At 37.9% G+C, this 12,681-nt stretch carries 11 protein-coding genes and 1 pseudogene; 9 read left to right on the top strand and 3 right to left on the bottom strand.

All coding sequences use genetic code 11. From position 1 onward, the window contains the following. Nucleotides 1-10 precede the first annotated feature (10 nt). From EEI45_RS00270 to EEI45_RS00230, 9 genes and pseudogenes are all read left to right on the top strand, one after another. The gene (locus EEI45_RS00270; protein ID WP_228410399.1) at nt 11-1,276 is read left to right on the top strand and encodes a hypothetical protein; all 1,266 of its coding nucleotides are present in this window, start codon (nt 11-13) and stop codon (nt 1,274-1,276) included. A 123-nt stretch (nt 1,277-1,399) separates the two neighbouring features. Beyond that, on the top strand, nt 1,400-1,735 hold the full coding sequence (locus tag EEI45_RS00265) for an ArsR/SmtB family transcription factor (RefSeq protein WP_125163682.1): 336 nt from the start codon (nt 1,400-1,402) through the stop codon (nt 1,733-1,735). A gap of 3 nt (nt 1,736-1,738) precedes the next feature. Further along, entirely contained in the window at nt 1,739-3,835 is a 2,097-nt protein-coding gene (locus EEI45_RS00260) for a heavy metal translocating P-type ATPase (protein WP_125163681.1), read from the top strand. Between the two features lie 194 nt (nt 3,836-4,029). Next, complete coding sequence (locus EEI45_RS00255; RefSeq protein ID WP_013853249.1) at nt 4,030-4,404, top strand: hypothetical protein; 375 nt, start codon at nt 4,030-4,032, stop codon at nt 4,402-4,404. Between the two features lie 128 nt (nt 4,405-4,532). Continuing rightward, nucleotides 4,533-4,790 (top strand): hypothetical protein, encoded by a 258-nt coding sequence (locus EEI45_RS00250; protein WP_125163680.1) that lies wholly within the window; start codon nt 4,533-4,535, stop codon nt 4,788-4,790. A 235-nt stretch (nt 4,791-5,025) separates the two neighbouring features. Next, entirely contained in the window at nt 5,026-5,823 is a 798-nt protein-coding gene (locus EEI45_RS00245) for a TrmB family transcriptional regulator (RefSeq protein ID WP_125163679.1), read from the top strand. 13 nt (nt 5,824-5,836) lie between these two features. After that, nucleotides 5,837-6,721 (top strand): sulfite exporter TauE/SafE family protein, encoded by an 885-nt coding sequence (locus EEI45_RS00240; protein WP_125163678.1) that lies wholly within the window; start codon nt 5,837-5,839, stop codon nt 6,719-6,721. Between the two features lie 9 nt (nt 6,722-6,730). Beyond that, nucleotides 6,731-7,705, top strand: coding sequence for an ornithine cyclodeaminase family protein (locus EEI45_RS00235; RefSeq protein ID WP_125163677.1), 975 nt, complete (start codon nt 6,731-6,733; stop codon nt 7,703-7,705). Nucleotides 7,706-7,839: 134 nt separating this feature from the next. After that, a pseudogene (locus EEI45_RS00230) lies at nt 7,840-8,983 on the top strand (IS3 family transposase). A gap of 142 nt (nt 8,984-9,125) precedes the next feature. On the opposite strand, the gene EEI45_RS00225 reads toward EEI45_RS00230, so the two are convergent. Genes EEI45_RS00225 through EEI45_RS00215 form a run of 3 tightly spaced genes read right to left on the bottom strand, consistent with a single transcriptional unit; the run spans nt 9,126 to nt 12,582 of the window. After that, nucleotides 9,126-10,271: a YibE/F family protein gene (locus EEI45_RS00225; RefSeq protein WP_125163676.1), complete on the bottom strand. Its 1,146-nt coding sequence runs from the start codon at nt 10,269-10,271 to the stop codon at nt 9,126-9,128. Then, nucleotides 10,271-11,674: a murein hydrolase activator EnvC family protein gene (locus EEI45_RS00220; RefSeq protein ID WP_125163675.1), complete on the bottom strand. Its 1,404-nt coding sequence runs from the start codon at nt 11,672-11,674 to the stop codon at nt 10,271-10,273. The genes EEI45_RS00225 and EEI45_RS00220 overlap by 1 nt, the downstream gene beginning before the upstream one ends. Next, nucleotides 11,674-12,582 (bottom strand): metal ABC transporter solute-binding protein, Zn/Mn family, encoded by a 909-nt coding sequence (locus tag EEI45_RS00215; RefSeq protein ID WP_125163674.1) that lies wholly within the window; start codon nt 12,580-12,582, stop codon nt 11,674-11,676. Before EEI45_RS00215 ends, EEI45_RS00220 begins: the two co-directional genes overlap by 1 nt. Nucleotides 12,583-12,681 lie beyond the last annotated feature (99 nt).

Raw genomic sequence — 12,681 nt, 5'->3', positions numbered from 1 at the left:
GCCCTTGCGTATGGATACATGCATTCAACATGTTTTTGGTCACAGTTTAAACTTTGATTCGTATGAACATTTTTTAAAAGGGTTGGATGTTCGCTATTTAATTACCTTGACCCAATGGATGTTAGATCCTTCAGATTGGAATCGATTAAACAAGGAAATCGAAAATGATCGTTATAACTTTAACGGTCCAAAGAGTATGTTTGATAACCGTTTCTTAGAAATTCATCGTTTAAGTGATTATTTACTCAATGAAACGATTGAATTGCCAGAAGGAGCACCGAATTTTTTCCGTACAACACGGGTTAATACTGTCTTTGTGACAATTGCAAGTGCCGTTGCGATTTCAAAACTTTTATTCTTTGAGCGCATCGCAGTAAGCTTAGACACACGTCATCCATTGTATAAAATGCTTTCAGAAGCATGTTTTAAAACGGATTCCGTTGTCGGGGTGTATCAGGAGACGGTTGAAACGTATGCACTGGATCCCTTGCCTGGGATTCGTGATCGATTTGAATACCGGTATCTCGTGAATGATGTTTACCATAGTAAATATGATCAAGACGGCCGTTCAATTTTTAATGATGTGGTTGTAGATCCAGATAAGAGCCTTCACGACACCATTTGTCATTGGTTGGAACACTATGCAAAACATCCTGAGCAGGCACACCAAAGCATTACGCGTCCGATTATGCATGCATGCATTCGAAGAGGGGTAGGAATCGAAAGCACTAAATCAAAAGATATTATTTGGATTTTAAGACAACTGGGAAACTATGAAGCGTACTTTAACGATTATCAATTAAAATATGCAGATACGTTTCAAGCCTTCGAAGAAGAAAAGGAACGCGATCAATCTTTAAATCTTGCATGTGCTCATATTAAAACGGATTTACAGTTTTATCAGTATACCAAAGATTTGTTAAGTAAGTTTTGTTATACCGTATTGGGACGTGACCAGGAAGTGAATCCATCCGAGATGGTTCTTTACCGAGCGGATCGGTTTACCTACTATATTCGCATTTTATACATGACCTCTCGAGTGGACCAACAATCCATTATAGATGGCTTGTCATCACCCTACTGGGATCGCGTTGATGCCCGGGTAATTCTTTCCAATGCGGACTATACTCCAGAAGCACGAGATCTTGCGGAAACGCATCACGTTCAATTATTAAATGGGAAAGATTTAGGTGTAATCAAACATTATGCGACACGTAAGAAACGCATTCATGATTTGGATATTATTAAGCGCTTAAGTGACTTAGAAACAGTTTAATCAAAAAGTGGCGATGCAAAAGAATGGCATCGCCACTTTTTGACGTTTTGGGGTTGTGGTTTGATCAATCGTAACGTATAATATGAATACATGAACAACTGATCATATGAAAGGATAACACTTATGGATCAAAAAGAATTGGAACACCACGAAATTAAAGCACTTCAAGAAACACTCTTAGCGGAAGAAGAATATACAGATTTATCGATGTTGTGTAAAATGTTTGCAGACCCGACACGTTTGCGTATCTTTACCATCTTGTCTCAAGAAACGGTTTGTGTTGATGACTTAGCGGCAATCTTGGGGATGACCCAATCTGCAGTATCACATCAGTTGGCTTCACTTCGAAAGATGAATCTTGTAAGAAGTTCAAAAGTTGGGAAAAATGCATACTATCACTTGGCGGATAGTCACGTAATGCAAATCTTCAGTCAAGCACTGGATCACGTAAAGGAGTAAATCATGAAAACAATTAAAGAAGTTAAATTTGAATTGGAAGGGTTACATTGTGCGGATTGTGCCGGTAAAATTGAACGCGAACTTCAAAAGCAAGACTATATCGAAGATGCTCGTGTTGATGTAGTTTTGGGAAAAGCAAAGCTCAAAATTAAAGAAGGTATTGACGTGGATGATGCGTTTGTAAAGAATGTAACCAATTCCATCCAGAGTATTGAGAACATCGGTGTCACCTTAGAAGAGGGCCTTCAAGAACATCCCCACGATGACCATAAAGGCCATGATCACGATCATGAGGATGCGGGCATGTCACCATTTATTTGGCTGGGGGTACTCATAATTCTTTTACGTCTCTTTATCGATGCAAGTTGGTTAAACGTTTTAACCATTGCGGTGTATTTTGTCGTTGGATGGCCAGTACTCAAAGCATTTGTAAGTGGTTTATCACGAAAACAATTTTTTGATGAAAATGTCTTAATGTCGGTAGCGACACTTGGTGCATTGGCCATTGGGGAATACGGAGAAGCTTTGGGTGTTATGGTTTTCTATAGTGTTGGGGAATATTTCCAACATAAAGCCGTTGATGATTCCCGTGATTCTATTAAAGCATTATTGAATAAACGTCCTCAGTTTGCACGTAAACTTGTAGATAGTGTTGAGGAAATCGTCGCGTGTGAAACGGTTCAGATTGGGGATCGCATTCGCATTAATCCTTCAGATCAGGTTCCTCTAGACGGTCGTGTCGTTGCAGGAAATACAACATTTGATATGTCGTCACTCACGGGTGAATCGATGCCCGAAAATATTTTTGAAGGGGATACGATTCTCTCGGGGTCCATTAACCTTTCATCTCCAATTGAAGTGGAAGTAACGAAAGAATATTCAAATTCCACAATCTCGAAGATGTTGACACTGATTGAAGCATCTTCCGATAATAAAGCGAAAACAGAAATCTTTATGACGAAATTCTCGCGTATTTATACTCCAATTGTATTTGTACTTGCCCTTGTGATTATGCTTTATGTGGCGATTACAACTGGCGTTGCATATGATGGGATTTATCGGGGTCTTGTATTCTTAGTCATTAGTTGTCCTTGTGCCTTAGTCTTGTCCATTCCACTTGGTTATTTTGCGGGTATCGGACGAGCAAGTAAATCAGGTATCTTAATTAAAGGTGGCGAATCGATTGAAGCTCTTGCAGCCGTCGATGGTGTGGTCTTTGATAAGACCGGAACTCTTACAAAAGGGGAACTTGTAGTTACAGACGTTCAAGGTCGTGATGATGTTTTAGAAATTGCAGCACATTTAGAATCGTATTCAAACCACCCGATTGGGAAAGCGATTGTGGGTGCATACGACAAACCGGTGAATTTAGATCGTGTTTCGGATGTTAAGGAAGTTTTTGGTAAGGGGATTCGAGGCCTTTGGGATGGTGATCCGGTCTTTGTAGGATCGCTTAAAAATGTCAAAGAAGAAGGGTATGATGTCAGTCTTTATGAAACTGATATGACATCCGTTCTGGTTGTTTTAAATGATGTATTAATTGGTGGCATAGAATTGGATGATACACTTCGTGATGACAGTAAGCAGTTAATTGAAGATTTACACAAACGTCATATTTTCAGCGTCATGTTAAGTGGAGACCGTCAAAGCGTTGTGGATCGCGTTGCGAAAGAGATGGGGATTGATGTTGCATATGGGGAATTACTTCCAGAAGATAAAGTTTCTCAATTTTCAAAAATAAAAGCACAACGCAATGCAACTTTAGCGTATGCAGGTGATGGTATGAATGATGCTGCGGTGTTGGGATTGAGTGATGTCGGATTTTCAATGGGTGCGGGTGGAAATGATCTTGCGATTGAATATTCTGATGTTGTGTTGGTCAATGACAACCCGCATCAAATTCTAGAAACGATTGATATTGCAAAGAAAACGCAACGCATTACGTATATGAATATTATTCTCATTATGGTTATCAAAATATTAGTATTAGTCCTAGGAAGTTTAGGGCTTGCGAAAATGTGGATGGCAGTTATTGCGGATGTTGGTGTAAGCATTCTTGCAGTTCTGAATGCAATGCGCATTATGCACGTTAAACGTTAGTCAAAACCAAAAAACATGAATCAAAGCATTCATGTTTTTTTTACGAAAAATATAAAGATAAAGTTTGGATTTTAAATCACCGTTTGCGTAGCGGTGTGATTAATTGTAAGCATTTTTCATGAAAAATATCATATATTTACATTTTATGAAACAAAGGTTATAATATCACCAGTAGAGAGATAAGGATGATGTACATGCAGGAATTATTAAACAATGGTTATTTTTGGCAGAAAATCGATTCACTCGTTTTATCAACAAATGTAGTAATTTCTCAAGTCAAAGGGTCTCACCATCCTAAGTATATGAATATGGTGTATCCTGTTGATTATGGGTATCTTGAAGACACAGATCAAATCAAGGTATTCAAAGGAAGTTTAAAACGTTCAAGTGCAGACGCTGTGATGATTGTCGCGGATATTTTAAAGAGAGATTTAGAAGTGAAACTTTTATGGGGTTGTACTGAAGCGGAAGAACTTGAAACCATTCGTTTTATTAACCAAACGGATTATCAAAAAGGGATTTTAGTTCGACGTGGCAATGTGTTACCGGAATGGGCAATGACTGACTAAACTACACCCTGTGTAGTTTTTCTTATGTCATCATGAATTGAAATAAAACGATTTAACGTATAATATGTATCGTGTACATCACCAATGCAAACGATGGTGCAGATTATGGAAAATAAGGAGGACTGATCATGGGTCGTAAATCACGTGAGAAGAAAAACCGTGTTCCGGGGGAACATGTGAGTAAGAAACAGTTAAAACAGGCAAGTGTTAAAGAAGCTCAAGCAAATGAAAAGTCAGAAATTGCTTCGCTTGCATTAAGCATTGCTTCATTAATTTTTGTGTTTATTGGAGTATTCACGAAGCAACAATGGTATTTATACATTGCGATGGCTTGTGTCTTGGTATCGCTTGTTCTTAAATATCTTGGAAAACGTCGCAAATCATAATTTAGGACGATTGGAAAACTGGGAGACCAGTTTTTTTTTTCTTTTTGTGTGAATGGATTACGAAGGTTATTGTTGAACTTTGCTATGATTTTCACAAAGTAAGGTTCTTTTTGGTTTTTTTATGCTTTAATTTGTATTATTCTGCGGTTTTGTACTTTGAAACACTCGTCAAGAAAATAGGATGATGATTATAATAGTACCTGTAAGTAGCTACTACAATAAATGAGGTGATTCAATGGAAAAAGCTGTTTCATTGTTAAAGAGTTTAAACTTTTCAAAATCAGAGTCAAAAGTCTATTTGACGCTTTTACAAAACAATCCAATGACAGGATATGAAGCCAGTAAATTATCAGGGGTAGCCCGTTCTAAGGTGTATAACATACTCGAGAGCCTTAGAGATAAGGGTGCTGTATTGGTTTCTAAACAAACAGATCCGGTGCATTACAGTGCTGTGGATATTCAAGGGGTCATTGATAATTTTAAATATCAAATGAATGATCGTCTTGGTGATGTTTCGGATGAATTACAACGTTTTAGTCATAAAATTGAATCAACGGAGTTATGGAGTTTAAAAGGTTATGAAAATGTCTTTAATCGCTGTCGTCGTTTGATTCATGAAGCAAAATCAACCGTTTTGTTACAAGTTTGGAAAGAGGATTTACCGCTAATCTATGATGAACTTAAACAATTCGAGGCACGATCTGGAAATCTTGTTGTGATTCTTTACAGCAAGGATAAGAACTATGAGGTCGATTTAAAACACGTTTACGCTCATGGTTTTGAGGAAGCGATGTTAGCGGAAAACCGTGGTTGTCGATGGATTAATCTTGTTGTGGATGATGAAGCACTCATCTTTGGTCATATAGAGCCACAAAATGTAGAGGTCTTGTGGACAAAAGCACCCAGCATGGTGTTTTTAGCCAAAGAGAATGTACGTCATGATGCGTATTGCTTAAGATTGATTGATGCGTTAGATGAAGAAGCGAAGAAAGAATTTGGACCCGACTTACTCAAAATAAAAACACTATTCTAAGGGAGAAAACATTATGTTAGGAATAATTTTAGGAGCCATCGTTTTAATTAACGGGGCCTTCTTAGTGAAATTTGTTATGGACTTATTAGCCCACCGTGAAGAAACAAAAGCAGAACCCGCACCGACTGTTGGTCTCGCTATTTCATCATTTATTATGTTCTTTTTATCAACATTTGGAATTTCAGACTTTGCGATTTCAACGGTCTTGTATCGTAAATTAAAGTGGGTGGATGATAAACGCTTACCTGGTACATTAAATACACAATGTGTGTTACCCGTAGCAGTTATGGCATTATCATACATCTCTGGAATTCAAGTCGATCTTACTACATTACTTGTATGTATTGGAGCACAAATTTTAGGTGCTTATGTCGGACCACGCTTTGTTGTGAAACTACCCGTTGAATTGATTCGTAAATTTATCGGTATTGGTCTTGTGATTGCATCAACATTAATTGTTGCAGGTAAAATGAATATTATTCCATCAGGTGGAACGGCTACGGGACTTTATGGCGTGAAACTTGTTGTGACTGCAATCTTAATCTTTATCTTTGGCGCTTTAAATAATATTGGTATTGGTTCTTATGCACTAACAATGGTTACGGTTTATGGAATGGGTCTGAACCCAGGGGTTGCATTCCCAATTATGATGGGTGCTGCGACATTCTCAGTTCCTGTTGGAAGCATGCAATTTATTAAATTTGGTGAATACAGCCGTAAGATTACATTATTCACGTCAACACTTGGTGTTTTAGGGGTTCTTATTGCAGTTTTCCTTGTGAAGTCGTTAGATGTAAGTATGTTACAATGGCTTGTAGCGGGAATTCTTCTCTATAGTGGAGCAAACATGATTTATGAAGAGTTCTTTAAATCAAAAAAAATGGTAGAAGCAAACTAGGAGGCTATGATGTTAGTTATTAGTAAGAGTGATATCGAAAATGTATTTTCAATGAAAGAAGCCATTGAAGCGGATAAAGAAGCGTTACGCATGTATACAGAAGGTGGTACCACAGTACCCCTTCGTACAAATATTGATGCGAAAAATGGGCAAAACTTATTTATGCCTGCTTATGTTTCAGAGTTGAATACTACAGGAATTAAAATTGTTTCTGTATTCCCAAATAATCCAAGTCTTGGAAAACCAGCAGTACCTGCACAAATGGTGCTACTTGATGGGAAAACGGGAGAAGTTTGTGCCATGTTGGATGGTACTTATTTAACACAATTAAGAACGGGTGCTGTTCAAGGTGCTGCAACGGATTACCTTGCATGTGCTGATGCGAAAGAAGCGGTTTTAATTGGAGCAGGTGGACAAGCGGAATCTCAACTTGAAGCAATGCTTGTTGTTCGTGATTTAGACCGTGTGGGTGTTGTGGATCTTAACCGTGAATTTGCGGAAAAATTTGTAGCACGCATGAATGAAAAATTTGCGTCATACAATACTGAAATTTATTTAGTTGAAGATGTTGATACAGCCATTTCAAATGCGGATATTATTACTGCAGTTACAACATCAAAACGTCCTGTATTTGATGGTTCCCTTGTGAAACCAGGCGCTCACGTTAATGGTGTGGGTGCGTATACTTCAGAAATGAAAGAAGTTCCTGTTGAAGCGATTGCGAAAGCAGATGTTGTTGTGGTTGATACCTTTGATGGTGTCTTTGCAGAAGCTGGGGATGTCTTGAGTGCCTTGGAACAAAATCTTAAAACAAAAGAAGATTTTGTGGAGATGGGTACTTTAGCACTTGACGGTTCAAAAGGACGTCAACGTGATGATCAAATTACATTCTTTAAATCTGTAGGGACTGCAGTTCTTGATGTTGTTGTGGCACATAAGATTTATGAAAAAGCACGCGAACTAGGAATTGGTACTGAAATTTAATTACGGTACGTTTCGATGTATACAAATGAAAAACCATTATCCATGTTTGGAACTGACCTAGTTCCGTGGGACTAAAGAAAAAAACCTCTTGTATGAGAATTATTGTAAAATAGTTCAATATAGGAGGTTTTTATATGGGAACACGAACTATGCATAGCTATGAGACAAAGATGAAAGTTATAGAAATGAAATTGGCAGGCTACTCAAGCAGGTTTATTCAGACTGAACTTGGAATAAAAAATGTAACACAAGTCAAAACATGGTGGAGATGGTATCGAAATGGTGAACACTATCGATTTTCTCAACCTGTAGGCAAGCAATATACTTTTGGAAAAGGGCCTGAAGGAGACACGGTCGAAGAAACACAAAGACTTAGAATTAAATCTTTGGAGCAACAAATTGAACTATTAAAAAGTATTTGAAAGAGAAAGGATGTGGTTCCTGAAATAATCATCAAGCTCGTTGAAGAGTATCGCAACACTGTATCTCTTAAAGATATCTTGAATCTTTTGGGTACCTAAGTCAACGTATTACCGTTGGACTAAAAGAGCAACTAGAGTCTAATAATTATTCTGTCAATGAAGGATTAGTAATTGAACTTTGTAAAGAAAATAAATTTCGTTATGGATATCGAAAATAACTGCATTAATTCGAAAGAAAGAATTATCAATAAGAACACTGTTCAAAAGATAATGCAGAAACACCAATGTCAATGCCGTGTTAAGGTCAAACGGTATCGAAAAACAAAATCCGAAGATCATTATGCCCAATATCATTAATCGCGACTTTAAATCACTACGTCCTCTAGAGAAATTGGTGACAGATATCACTTACATCCCTTATGGCCATAAGATGCTCTATTTATCTACGATCATGGATTTATATAATGGTGAGATTATTGCGTCTACATTGAGTGACAGACAAAACCCAGAATGTGTGGTTGATACATTAAATCAACTTCCGGATATCGTTCAGCCATGTATTCTTCATTCTGATCAAGGGAGTGTCTATACATCAAAAGAGTATCAACTCAAAGTAAAAAATAAAAGCATTACCATGAGTATGTCCCGTAAGGGGACACCCGCTGATAATGCTCCTATCGAATCGTTTCATGCCTCGCTAAAGTGTGAAACATTCGAATTAAACCCAGAACTAAAGGGTTCTACTGAAATTGTATCACAAACTGTGATAAACTATTTAAAATATTACAATGAAAATCGAATACAAGAAAAGCTAGGATATCAATCTCCCGTAAATTATCGGTTAACTTCATCCTAACTTGGGTTTTTCTTTAGTCCCAAGGAACTAGGTCAGTTCCCTTCTGGTACAATAGTTTTTTTCATATAAACACCCCTTATCATCTATTTGTACGGATGATAATTACCATACATAGATATGAAAAACTATGATATACAACCATTTAACTACAGGTTTTCGTATTCGTTTTTCGTTGTAAATGCTTTTGAATCCAACTCATAAAATATACGGTTAATGGAACGGCTGCCATCATGCCGATGGAACCAACAAGTGCTTGGAGGACTTCAACGGAAAACCATAAGCTATTGAGAATATAGGTACCACTTCGCTGATAGAGATTTAAGAGGATGATTGATGGCAAAGCACCTCCTGTATATGCCAAGACAAGCGTTGTGACCATGGTTGAGATTGCATCAATGCCCACGTTCATCCCTGCTTTCACGAGATCGCGTCTTGGTAAGGACGCTTCGATTTCAATCATCTCGCACATTGATGAAGCAATAGACATTGAAATATCCATCATCGCCCCAAGTCCCCCAATGATTACAGCACCGAAGAGAATTTGATTTACATTGAAAGGCTGTTCGCGATTCATCATCGCAATATACGAGTATTCTTCTGACGCTGCACCTCGAATCTTTAAAAAGAAGACAATCAGCATTGCCGATACGATTGCGACCAAAACACCCCCCAGTGTCCCAATAATAGAAGCCATTGTTTTCTTGGAGAATCCCGACAATGTGATAAATGATAGAAGGGTAATGCAGAGCGCAACAACCAATACCAAAAGATACATATTTTGTTGGGCTAAAATACCAGGTATAAAGACGGTTCCAACCACGAAAACCGTTGACGCAAACGACATTAACGTTTTCAAACCTTGTTTTCTTGCAATAACCAGTAAGAGGATACTAAAGATCCCAATCACGACAAATACACGCATGCTTCGGGTTGGACCATTGAGCGTATACTGGACCCCCTCATCATTTGTCGTTTGATTCAATAGAACAGAGTCCCCTTTTTGTAATGGAAGAAGGGCCTGAGCCGTATTTTCACTCAAGGATTGTTCGATTGAAATTGTTTTATTAAGATATGGAAAAGATTCAGAGTATACTTCTAAAAATAGCTTCGTCATTTTCGTTGTTTCATCTTTTTCGGTTCGGACCTTTGTTACGGTTCCTTGATACAAAGCGTCATGTTTACTTTCCAAGGACTGTGCCATAACCGCATGATTTTGAAAGTGATACGATAACAACGAACATAAAATGATGATTAGAAGGATGACCCCGTGAGGTAGGTATTTTCGCATCAATATTCACCTCCAAGTGTGTATTGGTATATCGTCATAGGGTTTTCACGACGTGGAACACTTCGACCATTGGTATCACAGCGCATATTCCACCCATTCCCCCAATAAGCACAACCTGTACCAAAGGTTACCGACCGATCCCATCGCTCGTATGCTGCTTCAATCGAATCTTCACCAAGATAATAAAGTTCATGATGTAGATGGGGTCCCATGGATAGTCCTGAAGAACCCATTTGCGCTAACACTGTTCCGCCCGAAACGATATCACCTGGGGAAACGGTCATACTTCCTTCTTTTAAATGAGCAAACATCGCGCCATAAACAACACCATTTGTCTTAAAGATCATGGTGATGTAATTACCAAATCCTCCATTACACGAGCCGTTTGGATACGATCCATATGTGGGACACCCTCCATTAACTGCCGTTATAAGTCCCGACCCCGGTGCCAATATATTGAGACCAATCGATCCTGTAACGGAAGCTAAATCCACCCCCATGTGATGACCACCCCATGGATAAGTCCAAGTTCCTGCGGATACCCAGTATCCACTTTCAACGGGGCGAATAAAGCCATTGGTTTCTTCAATACTCGAGATTCGACTGAACAAGCGACTGTCAAGATCGATTTTTTCTTGGAGTTCGTCATATTGAAGTTCGAGTGTTTTGTTTTTCTCCATCAAGGAGGCAATCGTCTTTTTGACTTTTTCCATATATGCTTTCTTAATCGTTTCTTGTTCTTCAATCAGCTTGTTTTTTTTCTCTAATTCTTGGCGTTGATGATTTAAATGTTCTTTTTCTAAATCAAAAACCTTCTTTGCTTCAATTAATTTATTTACGGTAAGATCATTGCTTTCCTTAATGCGCGCAATCCCTTCGACACGGCGAATGAGGGAGACAAAATCGACGGCCGCAAAGACAAACTCGACTAGCGGATCGACGTAAAGTTGTGATTGAGAGGTTGCAATGTTTTTCTTTACTTTTTCATTTAGCACATCAATTTCTTTTTGATAGACATCGATATTAATTTGTGTTTGTTTGATATCTTCATTGATTGCGGTAATGGAATCTTTTAATTCACGAGCAGTTGCGGAAAGGGTATTAATCTCTTCTTGATAAACTCGAATTGTTTCCTGTTGGGTATCAATCGATGTATTGATATCGTCTTTTTGCTTTTCAATATCTTTAAGACGTGTTTGGGAATCGCTTATTTTTTGATTAATATACTCTGTGAATTGACTGCATAAGGTTTCATGCTCCCGCGATGCTTGACCAGAGCATAGGTCATGGAAATATGCTTCATCTTTTTTAAAGTCATTTTCAGATAGGGCGTGAATGGGCGAAATGGAAAAAAAGAGTGCAAGCACTGTGAGTATACTTACACCCTTTCGTTTTTCAATCATTAGAGTGACAATCCCTCGACAAGACTTTCCAAGTTTTCATGCATGACTTTAAAATAATCGGTGCCCTTTTCTAAATCTTGCTTTGATAAACTCTCAAGCGTGTTTAATTTAAGAATTCTCACACCCGTTTCTTTGGATATCGTTTGGAGTAATTTATCATTACTGAGTGATTCCATATAGATTGCTTTGATGTTTTGATTCTTAATGTATTGGATGGATTCATCCACTTGCTTTGCAGTTGGTTCACTACTTAGAAGACTGCCTGCAATGGCAACTTGTTCGATACCATAGGGCTCAAGCATATATCCATATGCTGTATGATCTACGACAACTTCTTTGTTTTTCACATTGCGTAACTTATTTTCAAAATCATTGCTTAATGACTCAAACTCAGCACCATAACGTTTAAAGTTTTCTTCGTAATATTCTTTGTTTTCTGGATCTACTTCCACAAAAGCATCTTTAATGTTTTTCATTTGTTGATAGGCATTCATGGGATTCATCCAAATATGCGGATCATATTCACCGTGATGATCATCATCATGATCGTGATCGTCATGACCCTCATGGAAGGTCACCCCTTGGCTCGAATCAAGAATCTTTAATTTTTCATTTTTTACACTTTGTAATGTTTTAGGAGCCCATGCCTCAAAACCAGCACCATTCATAATAAAAACATCGGATTCTTGAATACGAATGATATCATTTGCACTTGGTTCATATCTATGTGCTTCCCCACCTTCAATAATGTTTTCGACTGCTACTTTATCGCCTCCGACTTTTTGCGCGAAATCATAGAGTGGATAAAAACTTGTCATTACTTTTAATTTTCCAGATTCATCTTTATTCTGTGCTTGACAACCCACTAGCATCATCAAGACAAGCAATACTAAACCTAATTTTTTCATTTCAAATCCTCACTTTCGTGGCCTTGCATTTCCAAAATATGAATGTTTTAAGTGTTACCCTAAATTCACACCCATTTATTTAAATGCGAAACGTTTGCA

The sequence above is a fragment of the Erysipelothrix piscisicarius genome, from assembly GCF_003931795.1.
Classification (GTDB): Bacteria; Bacillota_I; Bacilli_A; order Erysipelotrichales; family Erysipelotrichaceae; genus Erysipelothrix; species Erysipelothrix piscisicarius.
The sequence above is the reverse complement of the archived record's forward strand: the minus strand, read 5'-3'. Positions and strand labels throughout refer to the sequence as shown.